This is a genomic window from Legionella busanensis, assembly GCF_900461525.1.
Taxonomy (GTDB): Bacteria; Pseudomonadota; Gammaproteobacteria; order Legionellales; family Legionellaceae; genus Legionella_C; species Legionella_C busanensis.
The window spans coordinates 676455-698643 of record NZ_UGOD01000001.1; the positions used below are offsets into that span (position 1 = coordinate 676455).

A 22189-nucleotide genomic window follows, 5' to 3' on the forward strand; every position below is an offset into this window, starting at 1 on the left:
CTATGTTTCTTACCGTAGTCTATTTTATTGTCGCTCTTCTCATACTTATTACAGTCCACGAGTATGGACATTTTCTAGTCGCCCGTCTGTGCGGTGTAAAGGTATTACGTTTTTCATTTGGGTTCGGTAAAGTACTTGCGAAGTGGCATGATAAGCATGGCACGGAATTCGTATGGTCTTTATTACCTTTAGGCGGTTATGTCAAAATGCTTGATGAAAGCGAAGAAGAAGTTCCTAAAGAGGAACGACATCTTGCTTTTAATAATAAATCGATTCTTGCACGTACAGCTATTGTGGCAGCAGGCCCAGTTTTTAATTTTTTGTTTGCTTTTTTAGCTTTATGGCTTGTTCTAATCATTGGGATATATTCTTTAGCTCCTATAATTGATACCGTAACACCTGGTAGTCCTGCAGCACTTGCAGGTATACAAGCTCAGGAAGAAATTGTTGCTTTCGATGATACTCCTATAAAAAGTTGGCGTGATTTTCAATATGCATTAATGCCTCTAATCGCTAGTGATGAATCAATTAATTTATCGTTAAAAACGCTTAAAACTGGTGAGCAACGAACAGTTATTTTGCCTCTTTCTGGCTGGAAATTTGATAGTAAAAATCCAGATCTGTTAGCAGGTTTAGGTATTGTGCCATTTATTCCAAAAATACCGCCCAAAGTAGGAGAAGTCATGCCAGGCTCGCCAGCACAAAAATCTGGCTTGGAAAAGGGTGATTTTATTAAAGAATTTAATGGAAAACCCTTGGATGACTGGCTTACCTTAGTAGACTATGTTTTAAAGAACCCAAACAAATCTATTACCTTAAACGTATTGCGAGGAAAGGTAATTTTACCTTTTAAACTTACTATTGGTAATGTAGAGAAAGATGGTCATTCTAGTGGTTTTATAGGTGTTCGTTCAGAAAAAGTTGAATGGCCAAAGCAATTACTTAGATATGAACATGAGTCACCTTTAAAAGCAATTGGAACGTCCTTTACCCAAACAGTTACTTTAATTAAAGCAACCTTTTCATTGATGACACGGTTTTTTACGGGTAAGCTTGATTTGCAGAATGTTAGCGGGCCAGTAGGTATTGCTCAAGGGGCTGGCGAATCAGGCCGCGGAGGCTTTACTTATTATCTCTCATTTCTAGCGCTTGTCAGTATCAGCTTAGGTGTGCTTAATTTATTACCCATTCCCATGCTTGATGGTGGACATCTGTTATATTATTTAATTGAATTTATTCGTGGTCAGCCTTTATCTGAACAGGCCAAATCAGTTGGATTTAGTATAGGTTTAGTTTTATTACTTGCTTTAATGTGTCTCGGATTAAGCAATGATATTTCAAGATTATTACTTAAGTGACTTCGACTTTTCTTGACAGAGCTAATGAGTTCCTATAAAAGGAAGGCAAATCTTAAGGACTATTTTTAAAATAAGTAAATTCGAAACCAATCATTTTAATGATGTGCTGGACGTAAAATAATAATGAAGAAAGTCAGTAAAAAAAGAGTATTAAGTGTTTTCTGTTCAACTATGTTAGCATGGTCAATACATGCTCATGCAGATGGTTTTGTAGTACGTGATATTAAAGTCAGAGGCTTAAAACGTGTAACAGTTGGAACAGTTTTAAATTATCTACCCATACAAGTTGGTGAAGAAGTAGGGTCTGATACGACAGGTGAAATTATTAGAGCCTTATATGATACAGGCTTTTTCCAATCTGTTTCTTTAGAAAGACAAGGCAATACCTTAATTGTAAATGTTATTGAGCGTGCCACAATTGGCTCTATAGAAGTAGTTGGTAATAAAGAAATTCCTTCTGATAAGATGAAGGAGCTTTTAAAACAGATGAATTTAGTGAAGGGGCGAGTGTTTCAACGCTCCGCATTAGAGAGATTGGAGAAGGAACTTAAACAAGCCTACAATGCTCGTGGCAAGTATAATTCTTTCGTCGATACTAAAATTACATCCCTAACAGAAAATCGGGTTGCCATTACAGTAACAATTTCAGAAGGACGGGTTTCTCGTATTCGTGAAATTAAATTTATAGGTAATCATGATTTCTCAAGCGGTGAATTATACTCACAGATGTCTCTATCAACGAGTAATGTGTTTACTTATTTTTCTAAGAAAGATCAGTATTCTAAATCAGCAATGGATGCTTCTTTAGAAGCTTTACGTTCCTTTTATCTTGATCGAGGTTATTTAAAGTTTAATATTATTTCCTCACAGGTTATGTTATCACCTGATAAAAAAGATGTTTTTATTAATATTCATATTGATGAAGGGCCCCAATATCGATTTGCAGGTTATGACATTATAGGAAGAACTATTTTACCTAAAGAGAAGATAGCCTCTTTAGTGCAGATTAGAAAGGGTGATGTGTTCTCACGTAAAAAGGTTACTGAGAGTATTTCAGCAATTGGCTTGGCCCTAGGTGATCAAGGTTTTGGTTTTCCAGCTATTAATGCCGAACCTAAAATAGATGAGGAAAACAAAACGGTTTTTCTTAATTTTATTGTAGACCCAGGTCGACATGTTTATGTAAGACGTATTAATTTCCATGGTAATACGAAAACAGCTGATTATGTTTTACGTGATATTATCCGCCAAGATGAAGGCGCTCTATTATCATTACACAATATTAAAGAATCAGAGCGAAGATTGCGCCTTCTTGGTTATTTAAAGAATATTAATATTGCCACAAATCCTGTACCTGGTGCTAATAATCAGGTTGACTTAGATGTGCAAGTTGAAGAAGCGCCTTCAGCCGAAGCAAGTGCATCTTTTGGTTATGGTACTAATGGTCCTCAATTTAATGCTGCTTTTAATCAGCATAACTTTATGGGCACAGGCCGAGCAGTTGGTTTAAATTTTAATGCAAGTTATTGGGGACAAGAATATTCGTTTAACTACTATAACCCGTTTTATACTAAGACTGGCATAGGTAGAGGTTTTAACTTTTATTATCAGCGGGTTGATCCGGATAAATTAGATGTAAGCTCCTATTCAGCTGATCGTATCGGTGGCGATGTGAGTTACAATATTGCTTTAAGTGATGTAAGTAATCTGCAATTAGGTTATGGTTTTCAAAACTTAAATGTCAAATCAGTAGGCGTTGTTCCTCAGATTCGAAATTTTATTGATTTATATGGGCGTAACTTTAATGAAATTCGCTTAACGGGTGGTTGGAATCGTAATACCTATGATCAATTCCCCTATCCAACGCGAGGTTTAAATCAACAATTGACTGGATTAGTCGCGCTTCCAGCTGATTCAGATTCACTCTCTTACTACAAAGCAACGTATTCAGCTCATTTATATCAGCCACTTTTACGCGGGTTTATCTTATCAGCCTTCGGTAATATAGGTTATGGAAATGGCTTTAATAAAGATGTCTTGCCTTTTTTTGAAAACTTTTATGCCGGTGGTATTTCCCAACCCGGTATGGTAAGAGGTTTTCAAAGTTATACATTAGGACCAAAAGATATTTATGGCCGTGGATTAGGAGCTAATTTCTTAGTGAATGGTAGTTTAGGAATTATTCTACCTTACCCACTTAGTAGAGAAACGATTAGAACAACTGCGTTTGTAGATGCAGGTAATGTATTCGCACGTGGGATTCCACCCGCATTGACAGGGACAGATTCAGGCCCAATACGTTATTCCGCTGGGTTATCTCTCGAGTGGCGCTCACCATTTGGGCCTTTAGCTTTCAGTGTTGCTCAGCCAATAAATAAACAGCCAGGTGATGAAACGCAAGTATTTCAATTTACTTTGTCATCAGCATTTTAAAAGACAATAGGGTGCTTGCATAACGTGTGAATTATATTTTAGTGTAAGGCGTTAATGTTTCAAGGAACAGAATTTACATGGTATAAGAGCGCCGCAGAAACGTTTACAACGTAGCAAAAAAGTAAAAGACCTAGGTTATACAAGAACTCTAATAGTAAAGTAACTAATTGTTTGGCTTCTTACTATAACGGCTTAAAGAAGCCTTATAAAGTAGATAGATTTTGTAAGGTATATCTTCGCAAGATAGAGTGAATTATGTTAGCATGGTTGACTTTCAAACTGGAGAAAAATTATGAAGCGTGTTAGTAGTTTTCTTACTGCGATACTCATGTGTTTAGGGACTTTAACGGCATTTGCTGATGAAGCAAAAATAGCTATAGTTGATTTACAAAAGATTATGCAAACATCTAACCAGATGAAGTCAATTCAACAAAAGCTAGAGAAAGAATTCAAGCCTCGCCGTGATAAATTAGTAGCTATGGAAGATGATTTAAAAAAAGATATGGAAAAATTTAAGCGTGATAGCGCTATAATGAGTCAGAGTCAGAAAAAAGAATTAGAAAAGAAAATTGTAGCGAATCAACAACGATTTGAGCGTGAAGGACAGCAATATCAGCAAGAGTTGAGCACTGCACATAATGAAGCAATGGAAGATCTTTATGCAAAAATAAGAAAAGCCATTTCTAAAATAGCTGAAAATTCAAAATATGATCTTGTACTTCAAAAAGATGCCGCTCCTTTCAGTACTTCTAAATTAGATATCACTGAGCAAGTTGTTAAAGAAATTAATTAAATTTAATTGGTTAACAATTATATGTGTAGCAGTTATTTTAAATTAACTGCTACTGCGTTTGTGTTATTTTCATTAAAGTCCAGTTTTCAATCAGCTAAGATTCATAATGATGATAATTAAATAGTTTGTAATATAAATATAAGTTGTTGAAATTAATTATAATTAAAATTTAATAGTTATAGTTGGTTCATTATAAGTCTAATGCTATTATTGTGACTATCAATAAGAATGCAGGATATACTTTAAGCCTCATTTATGTATCAAAGGTAAACGCCCAATTTTGTTAACAGTTCAGATAATTTGATTAAGTGAGAGATAGCATATGAATGAACCTATAGACATAATAAGAGTTCTTGAATTATTACCACATCGCTATCCCTTTATTCTGGTTGATAGAGTAATGGAATATAAAGAGTTGGATTATCTAATTGCTATTAAAAATGTAACGATTAATGAACCTTTCTTTATGGGGCATTTTCCAGGAAATCCTATTATGCCTGGTGTTATGATGCTTGAGGCATTAGCACAAGCGAGTGCCATTTTATCAAATTTATCTCGTCAGCCTAAAGAAGGGCACGAATTTTTATATTTTTTTGCAGGAATTGACAATGCTAAATTTAAACAAATTGTTACGCCAGGTGATCAACTTCGGCTCGAAGTTAGATTAATTGGCCAAAAACGTGATTTTTGGCGTATGCATGGCGAGGCATTTGTTGGTGATAAACTTGCCTGTTCCGCAGATTTAATGAGTGCAGCGAAGGAAGTGAAAAGTGATAGATGAACGTGCAATGATCCATCCATCTGCAAAATTAGCAGAAGGAGTATCAGTAGGGCCAGGTAGCTACATTGGTGCTGATGTTGAAATTGGAGAAGGCACCTGGATTGGACCACATGTAGTTATACAAGGTCCAACAGTAATAGGTAAAAATAATAAAATTTTCCAATTCTCGTCAATTGGTGATGAGCCTCAAGATGTAACTTATAAAGGCGAGCCAACGCGTTTAGAAATTGGTGATAATAATATCATTCGTGAATATTGCATGATAAGCCGTGGCACAGTAAAAGGTGGCGGGTTAACAAGTATAGGTAATCATAATTTTTTTATGGCTTATTCACATGTAGGTCATGATTGTGTAGTAGGTAACTATACTATCATGGTTAATTATTCTGCCTTATCGGGTCATGTCATTCTAAATGATTATGCTATCATTGGCGCTTATGCAGCAATTCATCAGTTCTGTCATGTTGGCGCGTATGCTTTTGTTGCCCGTGCGACATATGTGACCAAAGATGTATTACCTTATGTCATGATTGCCGGCCATACGACTTCAGCTTGTGGCATTAATACAGTTGGGCTAAAAAGGCGAGGTTTTTCATCGGCTGCAATTGACTATCTAAGACGGGCTTATAAAATAATTTTTCGTAAAGGTCTAACTGTACAACAAGCTGTAGCTGAATTGGAAGTCATGCAGCAGGATTGCCCTGAAGTTATTCCTATGATTGATGCATTAAATAATTCATCGCGTGGCATCGTTAGATAATATTATGATTAGTATTATTATAGTTGCTTTAGGAGGCGCTCTTGGCGCGCTTGCACGTTTTGGAAGTGTGACATTAGTACAAGAGCTACTTGGTTTGCGCTTTCCCTTTGGTACGTTGATGGTTAATAGTATTGGCTCATTCTTAGCTGGTTTTATAATGATAATCATTTTAGAGCGCTTTGCAGCTAGCGATCTTTGGCGTCTATTCTTGGTAGTAGGATTTTTAGGTGCTTATACTACTTTTTCGAGTTTCTCTTGGGAAACTTGGGCCTTGTTTGAAAGTGGAAGTAGTTTACTTGCTTGGGCAAATATTTTACTAAATAATATCTTTTCATTATCATTAGCTTTTTTAGGTGTACATATTGGGCGGTGGGTTGGAGGAAGCTTGTGATGCAAGTAAAAGTTGCTCGTATTTATTTGAGTGAAAACTCACCCTTATTAATGTCAATATATAATTATTTGCATCAAAATAACATAAAAGGCGCTACTATATTTCGAGGTGTAAAAGGATTCGGTCATTCAGGTAAGTTACGAGAGGCTACAATAATGGGTATGTATTTAAGCTTATCCATGATTATTGAGTTCTGCGATGAGCCCTCTATTGTAGATAATGTTTTAAATCATTTTCGTGAACAGTTAGAGCCAAGCCGTGTTTTGCATTGGCTTGCAGACATGTGTATTGGTTAAATAGACTGAGGTAAGGCGATGTTAGACCCGCATTTATTACGTGAAAATCCTGAGCTTGTAGCAAGACAGCTTGGGAAACGAGGTTTTATATTTGATGTAGATGCTTATATCAAATTAGAAGAACAACGTAAGTCACTACAAGTTGCTACTCAATCACTGCAAAATGAGCGTAATCAGCGCTCAAAAGAAATAGGTATTGCGAAAAGCCGAGGAGAAGATGCTACTTCCTTACTAGATTCGGTTAGTAATTTGGGTCAAGAGTTAAATCAAAAAAAAGCAGAGCTTGAACAAATTCTAAGTCAACTGGATGCTTTGTTATTAACTTTGCCTAATATTCCACATGAATCTGTACCCATTGGTGATGATGAATCAGAAAATGTTGAAATAAGACGCTGGGGTAAAATACCTCAATTCAATTTTCCTGTTAAATCACATGATGAATTAGGAGAGGCATTAGGACTACTTGATTTCGAATTAGCTGTGAAAATAGCTGGTAGTCGCTTTGTGGTTATGAAGCAGGATCTGGCAAGATTACACAGAGCTCTCATTCAATTTATGTTGGATATTCATATCGAAGAGCATAGTTACCAAGAAATTTATGTACCGTATATTGTTAATGCAGAAAGTTTACTTGGTACAGGACAGTTGCCTAAATTCGAAAATGATTTATTTAAGATAAAAGGTGACGAACAGTACTATTTAACATCTACTTCCGAGATTCCCGTCACCAATACTGTTCGCAATACGATTACACCGCTGGATAAACTTCCTCTGCGCTATGTATGTCATTCACCCTGTTTTCGTAGTGAAGCCGGCTCTTATGGCCGAGATACAAAGGGAATGATTCGGCAGCACCAATTTGAGAAAGTAGAATTAGTATGGGTGACTACACCTGAATCGTCTTATGAAGCACTTGAACAATTAACTGTGCACGCAGAAGTTGTTTTACAACGTCTAGAATTACCTTACCGAATTGTTACATTATGTACAGGTGATATGGGTGCTGGTGCTGCCAAAACTTATGATTTAGAAGTTTGGCTACCTAGCCAAAATACTTATCGAGAAATTTCTTCTTGTTCAAATATGACGTCTTTTCAAGCTCGTCGTATGAAAGCACGTTATCGACTACCTGATTCGTCTATTGAATTAGTACATACCTTAAATGGCTCAGGGCTAGCAGTTGGCCGTACTTTAGTAGCCATTATGGAAAACTATCAAGATGAAGATGGCAATATTCATATTCCTACTGCGCTACAGCCTTACTTTGGTGGAAAAAAAATTATTCAAGCTGGCACCACCTAAAGAGTGTGATTTTTTAATAACTTGCTTTGCGCTAATCAAGACAATTAATTAAAAATTTATGCATTGATAAAGAAAGTAGCAGCTATTGCAATTAATTCTTGCTAAATACGTTTATATTAATAATCGTAGGATTTATTGCAAAGTTTTAGCATCCGATGGTCATGCTGAACAAAATAACTACCTTTTATGTATCTCTGGTGGGCCTGGTTTTGGGCTTATCTCAAAAGACCTTTTCACTAGAAATTCAGAAAGATAAGCAAAGGTGCAGTAGGTTAACTTACCGATTCAAGTTTATGAAATTTATCAGCTACGCCCAATATATATTAAGGTAAATGAAAAGGCGTCTTCATTAAAAGGTAATTTAAACTTTAGATAAACGACAGAAGTATAAGGATTATAGATAATAGATAAGCTTCTTTATAAAAAATTATAATTATCATAAAGAGCGACTAATAAAGTAAATTATTTAAAGGTAAATGCGTGCTTTTAGTATATTCCAAATAGAAAAATAGCTTATTAAGGATGTAGTAAGTTTAACTCGATTATGAGAATAAACATTGAAGTGATAGAAGTTAAATTTTCGACCTCTGCCTCTAAAAACATTTACTAAGTAAAATAAAATGAGCAAATTTATATTATCAATTTAATATTAATCATTTAAATTTTCAGAAGTTTATTTAGGCTATGTAGCTTGAATTTTCTAGGTACATTTCTATATAGTATTGCACTTCATTTATTGACTTCTTTAAGGCTAGAGTTCTTGAAAGGAGACTTTATAAATGATTTAATAAAATTGGAGAGTAACATCTTGTTATTAACAAAATTGATATTTTAACATTAGCGATAAAAGTAATTCTAGCTACTGCTTGAAGCCAGCAATTTATGTTTCTTAAAGAAAAAAACTGTTCATATATTAACTGAATATTAATAGTAAATATTCCTTTAGTGTTAAATAAGGGTTGTAAGAATCACTATGTACAAAATGGAAACTATAAATCTATCACGTCCTATTAATTACCGCTCTCTTATAAAGCTCACTGTCCTATTGTTTGCAGCTCTTTTTTCTTTTTTTTGCTTTCAATATCAGCTCATTCACCCTGTATGCTGCGATGCGTTAGATTATATTTCTATTGGACAACTCTATGCCAAACATGGATTTACTAATCACGCAACTTCTCACATTCGTTTATATGGCTATCCCTTATTCATAGCATTAAATGTCAAGCTTTCCGATCTGCTCTTAATAAAACTCGATTATCTAGTTTATTTAGTACAGACTGGTTTATATGTATTGGGAGTATTCCTACTTTCACGGCAAGTCGCTTCAATATTTTCTAGTACAGCTGCTAACTGCTGTTTTTTCGCTCTATTATCTAATTTTTTTGTTTATCCTTATCTAGCAATTTCACTAACAGATGGGCTTACGGTTATTCTACTATTATTTATTTCTTACATAATATTAATATTATTTTCAGCACCATTTCCCTTATCGCTTAACCGGAAAAATTTTCTATTAAGTAGTATATTAGGGTTTTTAATGGGGTTTGCTATCGTAGTGCGGCCAGCAAATATTAATTGGTTATTATTATTGCCCCCTGTATCTCTGACCTGGTTGATACGATGTCGTAAGAATATGTATACGCGGATGGGACACATTCTAGCTGTCTGTATTGGTTTTGGGTTAGCTGTGGCACCGCAATTATTATTAAATTGGGAGGGATTTCATCAATGGACTTTTCTTCCAACTTTTAAATTAGGGGATTATCAACTTTTTTCGGGCAATCGTATGATTAAATACGCAACCAGTATGGTATCAGGCGGTGGCTCGCTAATTTATAATAATCCTACTACATATATTCTAGATGCGGATATAACGACATGGTATATTCACCACCCATTTATAGCTATAAAAACTATTTTGGTACATTTTTTTGCTGCTTTTGATTTTGATTACTTATTTCCCTACATTTATAATTATGTACCGAAATACTCATGGGCCCTATTTATTTTTAGTCATCTTGTTTTATTTTGGTCTGGAGTAGGATATATCCTGGCTATTCAGTCTGCGCGCCATAATACGCTAATCAATCCACAATTTAAGACGATACAAAGATTGCTATTAGTACTTTACCCTTGCCTTATTTTAGGATGGATTACAGTTTATGGTTTATCAGCTGTTGAAAATCGTTTTGCGCTGCCAGTTTTTTCAGCCATGTTAATCTTAGCAACATGGGCATTATTTATTAAAGCGAGAACAATCTCTTGTAAATACTGGTTGTATGGGTTATTTATAAGTTACTTAATTTTGGCTTGGCAATTATCCCACTGGATAGCAGATACTAAAGTTATTAAAGTATAATTTAATAACTGTTGTAATATCACTAAATATTCAAATAGAAAAACCAGGTTTTCTATTTGATATAGATGCTTATATTAAATTGATAGGACCTCATATGTCACTACAAGTTGCTACTCACACCGAGAAGTACTAAAAATGATATTACTACAGAAGCTCATTCGGAGCTTAAATTTAATTCTAAACTAGTATTCTAGTATTTATATTAACAAGATAAAGTAGGCCAAATATCTTTAGTTGGCCCTTTAATTTAATTACAAAACATACTTAATAAATAAGCCACTGACGACTGATCCTGGGTTGATTTATTTGTTGTAAAAATCCTAAATTACTATTACTAAGTGCTTTTAATTCAGTCAAAACTAAAGCTTTTTTTGACTTATATCCGATTCATAAATGGCTTTTTCCTTACCAGACGTCTTAAAAGATGATATAAATTCTGCTAAGAAACTGGTTGTTAATCTTTTGGGAACCAATAACTATATATTTTATAACTTATTGACTTGATGGTCGGAGTGACAGGAGTTGAACCTGCGACCCCTGCCTCCCGAAAGCAGTGCTCTACCAAGCTGAGCTACACTCCGATTAATAGAATATAGCATCACCCATTAAAGGCTTCATACTAGATTTCACGGAGATACTGTAATTAGTGGGTGCGCTGAAGTGCAAATGTTGCTAATTCTTCTAGAGCCTGTTTAAAAGATGAGTTTGGAAGCACGCATAAAGCTGTTAAGGCAGCATCAACCTCATTTGCAGCAAATTGCTTGGTAAACTCAATTGCCTTTGTTTCGTGAAGAATATTTATAATTTCAGAAAGATTATTTGCATTACCTTCTTTTAAGCTTTGTCTTATTATAAATTGTTGCTCAGGTGTTCCCTGCTTAAGCGCATGTAAAATGGGCATGGTAGCCTTTCCATCTGCTAAGTCAGTACCAATATTTTTTCCAGTTTTTTTTGTATCAGCGCAATAATCTAGGGCGTCATCAACTAGTTGGAAGGCATTTCCTAAATGTAAGCCATATTGATAAAGACTAGTTTCAATTTCTTGCCCACTTTCCCCAAGAATAGCACCGATTGCTGCTGAAGCTGCAAATAATAGAGCTGTTTTTGCCCGTATTACCTCTAAATAATCATCAATAGATAATAAAGGATTATGACGATTAACTAACTGTTTTATTTCACCACAGCTAATTTCATGAGAGGTATTCGCAAATAAATTTAAGACGGACCAATTTTTTACATTTACAAGTAATTGTACGGATTGAGTAAAAAGATAGTCACCTACTAAAATACTAGCTTTACTTCCCCAGATTTCATTAGCGGTTTCTTTACCTCGTCTTAATTTAGATTCGTCAACAACATCATCGTGTAATAGCGTTGCCGTATGAAAGAATTCAACCATCGCTGCAAGAGGAATATGATTGTTACCTTTATAACCACAGGCATGGCTAGCGAGTAAAACCAGAAGTGGACGTAACCGTTTTCCTCCACTTTCTACGATATGATGTGACAAATCATCAATGAGGCCTATTTGAGATTGTATTTTATCAATGATTAGGGTATTAACGGCTTCAAAGTCGTTAGCAACTAGCGCTCGTAAACGGTCTACCGACATTTTTTATCCTCTAGCATTTAATCCAAGCATGCTAAGGTTGATACCACTGAATGTCAAGTTAACTTATAATAAATACAAAAATTATACATCTACTTTTCTTATAGTTTCAAACCTTCTTTTCAATTGCAGAAATTAGCATTGTAAACTAGGAAATTATTACCTTCTTTAGCTAAAATTAAATTATAACCTGAGTAAATTAATTGATTGTAATTTAGCGAATAATAATTATTTAACTTAAGCAACTTAACCATTTTTAGGGATTAAATCTGGAGCATGCTGATGAACCAGAAAACAGTTTGGATTATAAACAATATTAATGCTGAAAAGTTATTGCCTTTAGAGGTTAATGAGGCAAGCTCTATTGCTGAACTTCCTGCTGAACCTCCGTTTGCCTTAATTTTAGCAAAATCACCGCAACAAGATTGGATTGATCTAGTCAAGGAAATACGTAGCAAACCGAATTATCGTTTTACGCCTATTTTTTATCAAGGTGATGTTGAATCAAATTTAAGACATATTTTTGATGGCCCTTCCGATTGTGAGCTGCTTAATAAAACTGCTAATCAAATTAATGAGCGTCTCTTAAGTGTTTCAAAATTAGCGTTAGAATCTTTAAATAAAGAATCAATTTTGCTTATTTATTTATATTCTCGGCCAAATACTTATGTACAAGGTTTTAAAAGCGCGAATTCTCCCTATATTTATGAATATCCTTTATTAACTATTCTTTATAATGAAGCTTCTGGCCTAGAACACTGGCAATTGCTAGAAGATCTAGCGTTAAAAGATTTATTATCTCAACAAGGTCTAGTTGACGAAATAAAAATTTGTCCCGCTTGTGGTTCAGGGTTACTTAATTTAAAAAATAGCTGCCCTAATTGTCATTCCATAGATGTTAAACCACAACGATTTGTTCATTGCTTTGCGTGTGGAAATATCGCTTTAGTGCCAGAATTTTTACGTCAGGAGCGGTTAATATGTACTCGTTGTCATACTAAATTAGAAGAACTGGGTATTGATTACGAAATACCTTTGGAAGATAAAATATGCAATACATGCTCTCACTTTTTTGCAGAGCCTGCTGTTGATTTAGTATGCTTACTTTGTCAGCATACGGCAGCACCCTGTGAATTTATAGCACGGCGACTTTATAATTATTGTATAACCCATCGCGGTGAATACCTCGCTCGTGGCATTGAAAAAAGTATTTACACAAATTTTAGTCATTACTTTAAAGTGATTGATTATCCTGTTTTTTTATCTATTCTTAGTTGGCAAGTGAAGTTGGCTGAACGTTATAGCTCAGTTTTTTTCAGTGTTATGGTTTTACATGTTACCAACGAAGATGAGTTTATTGAATTACATGGTGAAAAAAATTCTGAACGATTAATGGGGCAATTATTTACAACGCTAAAGCAAGTTTTTCGTGAAAGTGATTTAGCTGCACGAACCAATGGTACGATGTACTTTTTTCTACCCTTAGCTAATCAAGAAAGCTGCCTTGTTATTTTTGAACGTATTAAGCAGACTATTTTGCAGTTGATTAGTACAGAAATAGGTAAAGGTTTAGCAATTGGAATTAGTTATATGACTTCAGCAGAAGTTATTAATAACTCGCTCCAAGATGATTTAATTATGGCTGAATTACAAACTCGGATGCTGGAACATAATCTTTATCTTATTGGAGATAAAGTGTAGGTTGCGTAAATTTAACATAAGAAAGCCAATAGCTCTGTTATGTTAAATTGGCAAGCAAACGGCTGTATTTGAAGCAGCCTGTACTCAAATTCAATCCTTTACTGATATAGTTTATACATTGAAACGAAAATGCATTACATCGCCATCGCAGACTACATAGTCTTTACCTTCTAAGCGTAGTTTGCCAGCTTCTTTTGCACCTTGCTCCCCGCCACAGTTAATAAAAGCGTCATAAGAAATAACTTCCGCACGAATAAAACCTTTTTCAAAATCTGTATGAATGACGCCTGCTGCTTGGGGCGCTGTAGCCCCTTTAAGAATAGTCCAAGCCCTTACTTCTTTTACACCAGCTGTAAAATAGGTTTGTAAACCTAGTAGTTCATAACCCGCTCGAATAACTCGGTTTAATCCAGGCTCATTTAACCCTAAATCTTGCATTAATTCTAAACGATCAGTATCTTCCAGTTCTACTAATTCTGCTTCGGTTGCTGCACAAAGTGAAACAACTTTAGCATTTTCATTTTCTGCAAATTCAATCACTTTATCAAGCAGGGGATTATTATGATGGCCATCATCATCCACATTAGCGATATAAAGTACGGGTTTTGCTGTTAAAAGAAAAAAACGTCGAATGATAGTCTCTTCTTCAGCAGTAAGTGATAATGTTCGAACCGGAAATCCTGCATCTAAATGCTCTTTTACCTTCTCAAGCACTTGTTTTTCAGCTAATGCTTCTTTATTACCACTCTTACTAAGTTTATTTACTTTAATTAAGGCTTTTTCAATAGTATCCATATCCGCTAAAGCTAATTCAGTATTGATAACGTCAATATCACTTAAGGGATCAACACGTCCTTCAACATGAATAATATCTGATTTAGTAGCACCAAAGCAGCGTACCACATGAGCAATAGCGTCTGCTTCCCTGATATTTGCTAGAAATTGGTTACCTAGACCTTCACCTTTAGATGCACCTTTGACAATACCGGCAATATCAACAAATTGCATAGTAGTAGGTATTGTTTGTTGTGGCTTAACAATTTTGCTTAATTCATCTAAACGTGGATCTGGTACGGTAACAATACCTATGTTAGGTTCTATTGTACAAAAAGGATAGTTCTGCGCTTCAATACCAGCTTTCGTTAATGCATTAAATAAGGTTGATTTACCAACGTTAGGTAAGCCTACAATACCACATTTAAATCCCATAATTGGCCTCTTTATAAATAATTTTAACAACGTGATAACTGATTATTTTAGTAGCTAATGGGTGATTTTTTAGCTATTAATTTTATTCATAGCCAAGGCTATTTCACCATGGATAAGTAAAGGTAATGCCGTTATTGTTCGTTCAAGCGCTGCTAGAATTAGCTGTTTATCTGTTAAGTTAGGTTTTCCAAGTACATAATTTAATACTAAGTCTTTATGTCCAGGATGGCCTATACCAATTCGTAAGCGATGGAAATCTGAACTACCAAGCTGATTTGTTATATCTCTAAGGCCATTGTGGCCACCATGTCCGCCACCTTTTTTTAATTTAATACGGCCAGCTGGAAGATCAAGCTCATCATGCACCACAAGTATTTCATTTGCATCAATGCGGTAAAATTGACTAACTGCTCTAGTTGCTAGCCCGCTTTGGTTCATAAAGGTAGTAGGCATAAGAAGTTTGCACATATATCCTGCCTGCTCAATAGTAGCTAACTCAGCATGTAATTTTTTGTCAATTTTAAAAGAAACATTATAGTGTTTAGCTAACATTTCAACGAACCAGCCTCCAGCGTTATGTCGTGTAGCGGCATAAGCAGGGCCAGGGTTTCTAAGACCAATGATTAATTTTATTGTCATAATATATAAAAAAAGAGGCGAATTAATTACTGTTCGCCTCAATAAAGATTAATAAAAAATTATATTATCTATTAACTTTGAATTAAGCTTCAGCCTCTGGTGCTTCTGGAGTAGCAGCAGCGGCTGGTGCTTCCTCATCTGTACCACCTTTTGGAGGATGAATAGCCACAACGGGTAAGTTATGGTCAGCATCATTGGCATCCACAGTAAGCTCAACACCTTTAGGTAATTTTAAATCAGCAAGATGAACAACGTCATTCAAACCAACATTAGTCATATCTACTTCAATAAATTCTGGTAGATTTTTAGCTTGGCAACGAACTTCAACCTGAGTCATATTATGGCTAATACGACCACCGGCCTTCGCGCCTTTTGCATTTTCTTCATTAATAAAATGAAGAGGAACATTTTTTGTAAGAACATCTTTTGCTGATACACGTTGTAAATCCATATGTAAAATAACAGGTTTATAAGGATGGCGTTGTAACGCTTTTAAAATAACGTGTTCAACTTTACCAGCAATATTTAAATCGAAAACTGATGAATAAATGCTCTCACTCTCGAGTGCTTTAATAACTTTGTTATGAGGAAGATTTAAAGCTTGAGGCTCCTTATCACCACCATATAAAATTGCAGGTACTTTATTTTCAAGACGACGTAGGCGGCGGCTCGCACCTTTCCCTATATCAGCTCTTGCTTCGGCTTCTAAAACGATTGACGGCATAACTATCTCCATAGAAAAAACATTTGTACTTAACACGCGACCAAGTTAAGCACTAAGAACCTATCTTTAAAGTTGACTATGGCGGTAGAAGGAAGTTAATTTTCTGTAAACCATTGCTCACATATTTCTATATATGCTCCGCTATGGTCCTCAAAAATCGACTTCTTTCCTCTCACCTTAGCAATTCTGAAGACAGGTGCTAAAATAAATTTGGAGCCAGAGTATACAATAATTTAAAATCAACTTGAAGTCATAGCAGTAATTTCATAAAATATGCAACTTTGTTGAACTTTATAAAGCCATTTCGGCGAGTTGGAGATAAGCTATGTATGCGGTAATTAAGACGGGCGGTAAACAATATCGCGTAAAAGAGGGCGATATTATCAAAGTAGAGTCGCTGTCTGGCGATGTTGGGAGTGAAGTCGATTTTGCTGACGTACTCATGCTTGCTGATGGTGATAAAGTGACCCTTGGCAGTCCCCTAATTAAAAAAGCAGCCGTGAAAGGTGAAATCTTAGGGCATGCTAGGCATAAAAAAATTAAGATAATTAAATTTCGTCGTCGTAAACACCATATGAAACAAATGGGTCATCGACAAAATTTTACGCAGATTAAAATTACTGCGATTAATAGTTAAGAGGGGAAAATAATGGCTCATAAGAAAGCAGGCGGTAGTACGCGTAATGGGCGCGATTCGAATCCTAAGTATCTTGGTGTTAAACGCTTCGGTGGCCAATATGTGAATGCTGGCGAAATTTTAGTTCGTCAACGTGGAACTCGCTTCCATGCTGGGGAAGGCGTTGGCTGTGGCCGTGATCATACTTTGTTTGCTCTTGTTGCTGGTACAGTTACTTTTCGTGTTAAAGGGGCTAAAAACCGCAAATATGTCATGATTCAAGCAGAAGCAGCTGAAGGTGCCGCTAATTAAATCTAGTTAATTTCTTTGTAGTTATCATGCCGCAGTTTTTGCTTTGCGGCATTCATAATACTTTTAATTCTTCTTTTAATGATTGCTGCTAATTATAAATTTAGTAGGTATAGCTAACTAAAATCATTAGAGCTCTTGTATAATCTGTAGGCACGTTATGCAAAAGTTTTATTAGTAATGGGAGCTAAACTTTACCATTAAGCCTAGAACTATCATAAGTAATATAAAACACCCTCATATCAGATTAAATTTAAATAGAGAAAGTAAATGAAATTCGTCGATGAAGCGATCATTAATGTAGAAGCAGGCAATGGTGGACATGGTTGCTTAAGTTTTAGACGCGAAAAGTTTGTGCCCTTTGGCGGGCCAGATGGCGGTGATGGTGGTGACGGTGGAAGTATCTATCTGGAAGCAAATTCCGATTTAAATACCCTAATTGATTTTCGCTATCAGAAGCATTTTAAGGCTAAAAATGGTCAACCAGGTATGGGTGGAAATTGTACTGGTAAAAAGGGTGAAGATTTAGTTATTCAAGTACCTGTTGGTACACTCGTTTTTGATTGCGATACTGACGAGTTATTAGGAGATATTAAGCAAGTAGGGGATCGTTTATTAGTCGCTCAAGGTGGATTTCATGGGCTTGGCAATACCCGCTATAAAAGTAGTGTCAATCGTGCACCACGTCAAACTACACCAGGCACGCCTGGCGAAGCGCGCCGCTTACGTTTAGAATTGCGGGTATTAGCAGATGTTGGATTACTAGGTTTACCAAATGCAGGTAAATCTACTTTGATTCGAGCAGTTTCAAGTGCCAAACCTAAAGTTGCTGATTATCCCTTTACCACTTTGCATCCAGAACTTGGTGTAGTGCGCGTATCTTCATTTAAAAGTTTTGTAATGGCAGATATTCCTGGTCTTATTGAAGGTGCTTCCGAAGGTGCAGGACTTGGCCACCGTTTCTTAAAACATTTAACACGTACTTGTATTTTATTACATGTTCTCGATATTTTACCTATAGATGGCAGTGATCCTGTTCTTAATGCCAAAGTCATCTTACAAGAATTAGCTCAATACGATTCTGAATTACTTAATAAACCTCGTTGGTTGGTATTAAACAAAATAGATCTCTTACTCAATGATGAAGAGCGGGAGAAAATTAAGCAAACTATTGTGCAAGGGTTAAATTGGCAAGATCGGGTATTTATGGTTTCTGCTTCTACAGGTGAAGGTACTAAAGAACTCAGTTATGCGTTAATGGAGCTGATTGATCAAATGAAGCAGCCGGAAGCTGATTAATTCTGCCGCATAATGAATCACGAGCGGGCTTCGATGCGGTATTATATGGGTTTCTTTGCCTTCAAAACGATTATGCCTATAAAAAATAGCCAGTGACGTTTGGCCATTTTTAGGCCGATTGGACCAATACTCATAGAGCCCACAAATGTGGAAATGTACTGCAGCATGGTTGGGCTCATGAAATTTAATCAATGGATAAGTTTGTGGAAGTTGAAGTAATGATTGCAGAATACCTCCTGTTGCCTCATCTAAAATTACTAGAGGTTTTTGCCATTTTTGAATAAGCTCAATTAATTCTTCCGATGCCTTTTTATGTGTTTTAGTGATTAAATGGGGACTAATAATAGGCCATAAAATTTTATTAATTAGTTCGACTAATTCTGGCTCAGCCCATACCTTGCATTCTACATAAGGCATATCTAATCGATAACCAGTTTTACAGTTGATATCTTGTAAGGCCTTATCAATCGCCTCTGCAATCTGACTTTCTGCCACCCCAAATAAGCGCCATTTCAGTAATTGTTTATTAGTATGTTGATCCTGTTGTAGAAGAGGTAAAACATAATGATTAAACATAGGTAAACATTCACGCGGCGGGCCAGGTAGCATAATAAAAAGCTTATTATGATTTCTAATATAGCAGCCTAAAGCGGTTCCATTAGGATTTGGTAGTAAAGTAGCTTGGGCAGGAAATTTAGCTTGCTGTTTATTACCTTCACTCAGAGCAAGATTGATTTGGTGTATTCTCTTGTGAATGTGATCTAATGCTTCAGGAAATTCAATAAGTGGGCTTTCTAAGTAACGACTTAACGCATAACGAGTTCTATCATCTGAAGTAGGGCCTAAGCCACCTATCATAATAATGACATCATATTGATTGGATAAGAAGCGAAGACATTGATATATATCCTCTTCATCATCACTACACGATAAATGTGAACCAACTGCTAATCCTTCTGAATTGAGCGTATGAGCTAACTGATGAGTGTTAGTATTTAAAGTATCACCCTGAATAATTTCATCGCCTGTGGCTAAGAATGCAATTGTCATAATTATGTTAAAAAGTAACTAGGTTTGTTTATCATAGAGGTTTCAGTAATAAAATTGAATAGAGGCCTATTAGAGAAATAAGTATAATTTTTTAAGTCATTGGGCATTAATTTTAACATTAAAAGTAAGGGACGTAGTTCCACAAGGATTTGTTGCATTTACAGTTATAGGAAACTCATCTTCAAAGTTTGCCTTAATAACAACTATCCCAGTACGGCGATTTATAATGACTTGATTTTTAGGGTTGGTAACGAGCGCGGAAATGGTGTAATACATCTTTGTACCCGAAATGGCTTCAGCAGCTGAAATAACTTTTGTTTGGCCAACTTGCAGATCAACATCTGAAAGTTCTTGATTTACTTTAGGCTTATCTTCTTCTGTACAATCAGTTGATAATGCTTCAGTTGGTTTTACTATATTATCCGGATTGCTTGCTGAAAAGGCTGTCGGAAGATAGAAAAGGTGTTGCATTAAAATATAAGCTAAAATCCATTTTACATTTTTATTCATATTTGTCCCTTTATTTAAAGATATTGATTAAATAATAGCATCCTCTTTCTATAAATTTTAAATCAAGATTTAAAGTATTTGCTTAGAAAATCATCATGATCAAGCAAATCTTGCAGATATAATATTACTAATTAGTTTTAAATTGTTGCAAAATTGAAAAAATTATACAAATTAAATCTTTTTTAAAGCGCTAATTTTAAATTAAGAGCTAATTGGTTGAAATTTCTTGCGGTCTTAGACAATAGGTGATAATCTTCCGCTTGCTTCTACTAGGTTGTAATATAAAGGATCAAAAAAGAATATTATAATACATAATGTACAGATGAAAGACATAATTATTAAACGATTATTAAAATGATCAGGTTAAGGTAAGACTGTATTTTGCAAAGGGAAATTACTAACGATATGCTTAGTAATTTAAGATTATTGTGACTAGCTTATTAATTAATTTTTATTATAAATCAAAGGGTTAATTGTTAGATTCTTTTATTTAAAGGCTAGCTTTTTCTGAAGTTGTTTATCTGTGTTGTACATCATATTGGCTATTTAATTATTATAGCCGCATATATTTTTTAAATTTCTTTGCTCAATTGAGCATATAAAACTGAAAAGTTAATAAATTGTAAAGATTTATAAGAATTGTATTAAATCACATTAATACTGACTTAATTTTTTTTTTATATACTGGACCCGCTTTAAAACTAAAGCTCTATACCTAGTCAAAATTATAATAAGAGGTAGACTTTTATGACTAAGAATAAGACAGAAGGGACAATAGGGCAGGATGCTAATAGATCAGTAATAAATGCACGACAGGTGATGCCTATTCAGGGGCAGGATTTAAGTTTCAAAGGAAGAGTTAAATCTTTCTTTACAACAGATCCTTATGGAAAAGCACTTACAACTGCTGTTTTTACTAGTACTGGTATGGCAACATTGATGTATGTACCTGAGCTTATCCAAGCCCAGCGTCAGTTAGGCGTATCGTATTCATTAAACCCCGCTACTATGAATTACAAAGCTTTACAAATACTTTTTCAAGGGTATATAAAAGCCAATCAAGGTAGTTTAATGAAAAATGCTGCTATTACGCAAAGAGAACCTATTACAAAACAGGTAGATTCTTTATTTGGTGAAAAAAGCAAAGAAAATAATGGAAACCCGGTTAACGTAAATAAGTATTGGTCAACGCCTATTACTGCTATGGGAGTTACCTGGATCGATATGGGTTTTACCCACTATCTTGCTAATGTACGTGCTGTGCTTGCAGCGCAAAAGGAATATCCAATACTATCGGTATTAGATAGGTTTAATCTATACAAAGGTAATATAACAGCACCTTTTGGTTCTAAAAATTATTTCTCATCGGTAGCCTCAGTAGGATATAGAGCTGTAGCCGGCTCACTATCAGAAAAAGCTAAATTTGCCAAGAATGGTGTTTTACTTCGTGGCTCTAGAAATTATTTTTCAGCTTTAGGGTGTGTAGGAACTTCAACGGTATTAAGTGATCTCCTAGAGCCATACCTTTCAAGGAAAGCGCATCCTTTTGCACATGATACAACAACTTCCATCGTTGCAGCCGTTATAATTGCGCCTTTTTCTAATATAGCAGATGGATTATGGCGTCGACAGATAGTTGATATTAACTTCACTACACTTAAGTCACCTAAAGTGAGAGAGATTGTAAAAACTACGTTGCAAAAGGAAGGAATAGCAGCACTTTTACGTGGTACTGGCTGGGGTGCTTTTAATTACGCACTTGCTTTTGCTGGCGTAAATATGTTTGCCGAAATATTAAATAGGTATGTTTTTGTACCTGAGCAACCTAAACAACCACAAGTAAGTCAATCAAGGAACGGCTTTTTTGCTAGTGCTAGTAATCCTACTAGTAAATCTACAACGCCTAAGATTGAAGAAGTGAAGGAAATAGAACAACCTCAAGCTACTGGGCCAAAATAATGTTTGAGTATAAACTTAGAAGGAATACTAACTTAAGTATCTTTCTAAGTTTATAAATTTAAATAGGTGGTGAAACCAACTATTTATCAAA

Annotated in this window: 20 protein-coding genes and 1 tRNA gene; 14 read left to right on the forward strand and 7 right to left on the reverse strand. The window is 35.3% G+C overall.

From position 1 onward, the window contains the following. Nucleotides 1–2: 2 nt before the first annotated feature. The 9 genes from rseP to DYH30_RS03145 all read left to right on the forward strand — a co-directional run bounded on the left by rseP (nucleotide 3) and on the right by DYH30_RS03145 (nucleotide 10473). Nucleotides 3–1358 (forward strand): RIP metalloprotease RseP, encoded by a 1356-nt coding sequence (gene rseP / locus DYH30_RS03105; protein WP_115330253.1) that lies wholly within the window; start codon nucleotides 3–5, stop codon nucleotides 1356–1358. A 123-nt stretch (nucleotides 1359–1481) separates the two neighbouring features. Further along, nucleotides 1482–3791 (forward strand): outer membrane protein assembly factor BamA, encoded by a 2310-nt coding sequence (bamA, locus tag DYH30_RS03110; RefSeq protein ID WP_115330254.1) that lies wholly within the window; start codon nucleotides 1482–1484, stop codon nucleotides 3789–3791. A 292-nt stretch (nucleotides 3792–4083) separates the two neighbouring features. Further along, nucleotides 4084–4584 (forward strand): OmpH/Skp family outer membrane protein, encoded by a 501-nt coding sequence (locus tag DYH30_RS03115; protein WP_115330255.1) that lies wholly within the window; start codon nucleotides 4084–4086, stop codon nucleotides 4582–4584. A 322-nt stretch (nucleotides 4585–4906) separates the two neighbouring features. Continuing rightward, nucleotides 4907–5365 carry a 3-hydroxyacyl-ACP dehydratase FabZ gene (fabZ, locus tag DYH30_RS03120; RefSeq protein ID WP_115330256.1) on the forward strand — a complete coding sequence of 153 codons (459 nt, stop codon included), beginning with the start codon at nucleotides 4907–4909 and terminating at the stop codon, nucleotides 5363–5365. Further along, nucleotides 5355–6125, forward strand: a complete 771-nt coding sequence (gene lpxA, locus DYH30_RS03125) for an acyl-ACP--UDP-N-acetylglucosamine O-acyltransferase (protein ID WP_115330257.1) — start codon at nucleotides 5355–5357, stop codon at nucleotides 6123–6125. The genes fabZ and lpxA overlap by 11 nt, the downstream gene beginning before the upstream one ends. Before the next feature lie 4 nt (nucleotides 6126–6129). After that, nucleotides 6130–6516 carry a fluoride efflux transporter CrcB gene (gene crcB / locus DYH30_RS03130; RefSeq protein WP_165482144.1) on the forward strand — a complete coding sequence of 129 codons (387 nt, stop codon included), beginning with the start codon at nucleotides 6130–6132 and terminating at the stop codon, nucleotides 6514–6516. After that, the gene (locus DYH30_RS03135; RefSeq protein WP_115330258.1) at nucleotides 6516–6812 is read left to right on the forward strand and encodes a DUF190 domain-containing protein; all 297 of its coding nucleotides are present in this window, start codon (nucleotides 6516–6518) and stop codon (nucleotides 6810–6812) included. The genes crcB and DYH30_RS03135 overlap by 1 nt, the downstream gene beginning before the upstream one ends. Nucleotides 6813–6830: 18 nt before the next feature. Further along, nucleotides 6831–8114, forward strand: a complete 1284-nt coding sequence (serS, locus tag DYH30_RS03140; RefSeq protein WP_115330259.1) for a serine--tRNA ligase — start codon at nucleotides 6831–6833, stop codon at nucleotides 8112–8114. A gap of 973 nt (nucleotides 8115–9087) precedes the next feature. Further along, on the forward strand, nucleotides 9088–10473 hold the full coding sequence (locus tag DYH30_RS03145; RefSeq protein WP_115330260.1) for a hypothetical protein: 1386 nt from the start codon (nucleotides 9088–9090) through the stop codon (nucleotides 10471–10473). 504 nt (nucleotides 10474–10977) lie between these two features. Here the strand turns inward: DYH30_RS03145 and DYH30_RS03150 are convergent. Then, nucleotides 10978–11054, reverse strand: a tRNA-Pro gene (locus DYH30_RS03150). A 62-nt stretch (nucleotides 11055–11116) separates the two neighbouring features. Beyond that, nucleotides 11117–12085 carry a polyprenyl synthetase family protein gene (locus DYH30_RS03155; protein WP_115330261.1) on the reverse strand — a complete coding sequence of 323 codons (969 nt, stop codon included), beginning with the start codon at nucleotides 12083–12085 and terminating at the stop codon, nucleotides 11117–11119. A gap of 279 nt (nucleotides 12086–12364) precedes the next feature. Between DYH30_RS03155 and DYH30_RS03160 the strand changes: the two genes are divergently transcribed. Next, nucleotides 12365–13783 carry a TackOD1 domain-containing metal-binding protein gene (locus tag DYH30_RS03160; protein WP_160116147.1) on the forward strand — a complete coding sequence of 473 codons (1419 nt, stop codon included), beginning with the start codon at nucleotides 12365–12367 and terminating at the stop codon, nucleotides 13781–13783. A 111-nt stretch (nucleotides 13784–13894) separates the two neighbouring features. Here DYH30_RS03160 and ychF read toward each other — a convergent pair whose 3' ends face one another. From ychF to DYH30_RS03175, 3 genes are all read right to left on the reverse strand, one after another. Continuing rightward, nucleotides 13895–14992 carry a redox-regulated ATPase YchF gene (gene ychF / locus DYH30_RS03165; RefSeq protein WP_115330263.1) on the reverse strand — a complete coding sequence of 366 codons (1098 nt, stop codon included), beginning with the start codon at nucleotides 14990–14992 and terminating at the stop codon, nucleotides 13895–13897. 69 nt (nucleotides 14993–15061) lie between these two features. Continuing rightward, the gene (pth, locus tag DYH30_RS03170; protein ID WP_115330264.1) at nucleotides 15062–15631 is read right to left on the reverse strand and encodes an aminoacyl-tRNA hydrolase; all 570 of its coding nucleotides are present in this window, start codon (nucleotides 15629–15631) and stop codon (nucleotides 15062–15064) included. An 82-nt stretch (nucleotides 15632–15713) separates the two neighbouring features. Then, complete coding sequence (locus tag DYH30_RS03175) at nucleotides 15714–16355, reverse strand: 50S ribosomal protein L25/general stress protein Ctc (protein WP_115330265.1); 642 nt, start codon at nucleotides 16353–16355, stop codon at nucleotides 15714–15716. A gap of 325 nt (nucleotides 16356–16680) precedes the next feature. Between DYH30_RS03175 and rplU the strand changes: the two genes are divergently transcribed. The 3 genes from rplU to cgtA all read left to right on the forward strand — a co-directional run bounded on the left by rplU (nucleotide 16681) and on the right by cgtA (nucleotide 18579). Then, nucleotides 16681–16992, forward strand: a complete 312-nt coding sequence (rplU, locus tag DYH30_RS03180) for a 50S ribosomal protein L21 (RefSeq protein ID WP_115330266.1) — start codon at nucleotides 16681–16683, stop codon at nucleotides 16990–16992. 12 nt (nucleotides 16993–17004) lie between these two features. Beyond that, nucleotides 17005–17283, forward strand: a complete 279-nt coding sequence (rpmA, locus tag DYH30_RS03185; protein ID WP_115330267.1) for a 50S ribosomal protein L27 — start codon at nucleotides 17005–17007, stop codon at nucleotides 17281–17283. Nucleotides 17284–17550: 267 nt separating this feature from the next. Further along, entirely contained in the window at nucleotides 17551–18579 is a 1029-nt protein-coding gene (gene cgtA, locus DYH30_RS03190; RefSeq protein WP_115330268.1) for an Obg family GTPase CgtA, read from the forward strand. Here cgtA and DYH30_RS03195 read toward each other — a convergent pair. Further along, entirely contained in the window at nucleotides 18535–19629 is a 1095-nt protein-coding gene (locus tag DYH30_RS03195) for a competence/damage-inducible protein A (RefSeq protein WP_115330269.1), read from the reverse strand. The genes cgtA and DYH30_RS03195 overlap by 45 nt on opposite strands. A gap of 96 nt (nucleotides 19630–19725) precedes the next feature. Next, nucleotides 19726–20139 carry a hypothetical protein gene (locus tag DYH30_RS03200; protein WP_115330270.1) on the reverse strand — a complete coding sequence of 138 codons (414 nt, stop codon included), beginning with the start codon at nucleotides 20137–20139 and terminating at the stop codon, nucleotides 19726–19728. A 747-nt stretch (nucleotides 20140–20886) separates the two neighbouring features. Between DYH30_RS03200 and DYH30_RS03205 the strand changes: the two genes are divergently transcribed. Continuing rightward, complete coding sequence (locus DYH30_RS03205) at nucleotides 20887–22098, forward strand: hypothetical protein (protein ID WP_115330271.1); 1212 nt, start codon at nucleotides 20887–20889, stop codon at nucleotides 22096–22098. Nucleotides 22099–22189: the final 91 nt, after the last annotated feature.

Excerpts from the sequence above, each read along its gene's own strand:
- rseP (WP_115330253.1), top strand. The coding sequence starts at position 3 with ATGTTTCTTACCGTAGTCTATTTTATTGTCGCTCTTCTCATACTTATT.
- bamA (WP_115330254.1), top strand. The coding sequence starts at position 1,482 with ATGAAGAAAGTCAGTAAAAAAAGAGTATTAAGTGTTTTCTGTTCAACT.
- DYH30_RS03115 (WP_115330255.1), top strand. The coding sequence starts at position 4,084 with ATGAAGCGTGTTAGTAGTTTTCTTACTGCGATACTCATGTGTTTAGGG.
- fabZ (WP_115330256.1), top strand. The coding sequence starts at position 4,907 with ATGAATGAACCTATAGACATAATAAGAGTTCTTGAATTATTACCACAT.
- crcB (WP_165482144.1), top strand. The coding sequence starts at position 6,130 with ATGATTAGTATTATTATAGTTGCTTTAGGAGGCGCTCTTGGCGCGCTT.
- DYH30_RS03135 (WP_115330258.1), top strand. The coding sequence starts at position 6,516 with ATGCAAGTAAAAGTTGCTCGTATTTATTTGAGTGAAAACTCACCCTTA.
- serS (WP_115330259.1), top strand. The coding sequence starts at position 6,831 with ATGTTAGACCCGCATTTATTACGTGAAAATCCTGAGCTTGTAGCAAGA.
- DYH30_RS03145 (WP_115330260.1), top strand. The coding sequence starts at position 9,088 with ATGTACAAAATGGAAACTATAAATCTATCACGTCCTATTAATTACCGC.
- DYH30_RS03155 (WP_115330261.1), bottom strand. The coding sequence starts at position 12,085 with ATGTCGGTAGACCGTTTACGAGCGCTAGTTGCTAACGACTTTGAAGCC.
- DYH30_RS03160 (WP_160116147.1), top strand. The coding sequence starts at position 12,365 with ATGAACCAGAAAACAGTTTGGATTATAAACAATATTAATGCTGAAAAG.
- ychF (WP_115330263.1), bottom strand. The coding sequence starts at position 14,992 with ATGGGATTTAAATGTGGTATTGTAGGCTTACCTAACGTTGGTAAATCA.
- pth (WP_115330264.1), bottom strand. The coding sequence starts at position 15,631 with ATGACAATAAAATTAATCATTGGTCTTAGAAACCCTGGCCCTGCTTAT.
- DYH30_RS03175 (WP_115330265.1), bottom strand. The coding sequence starts at position 16,355 with ATGCCGTCAATCGTTTTAGAAGCCGAAGCAAGAGCTGATATAGGGAAA.
- rplU (WP_115330266.1), top strand. The coding sequence starts at position 16,681 with ATGTATGCGGTAATTAAGACGGGCGGTAAACAATATCGCGTAAAAGAG.
- rpmA (WP_115330267.1), top strand. The coding sequence starts at position 17,005 with ATGGCTCATAAGAAAGCAGGCGGTAGTACGCGTAATGGGCGCGATTCG.
- cgtA (WP_115330268.1), top strand. The coding sequence starts at position 17,551 with ATGAAATTCGTCGATGAAGCGATCATTAATGTAGAAGCAGGCAATGGT.
- DYH30_RS03195 (WP_115330269.1), bottom strand. The coding sequence starts at position 19,629 with ATGACAATTGCATTCTTAGCCACAGGCGATGAAATTATTCAGGGTGAT.
- DYH30_RS03200 (WP_115330270.1), bottom strand. The coding sequence starts at position 20,139 with ATGAATAAAAATGTAAAATGGATTTTAGCTTATATTTTAATGCAACAC.
- DYH30_RS03205 (WP_115330271.1), top strand. The coding sequence starts at position 20,887 with ATGACTAAGAATAAGACAGAAGGGACAATAGGGCAGGATGCTAATAGA.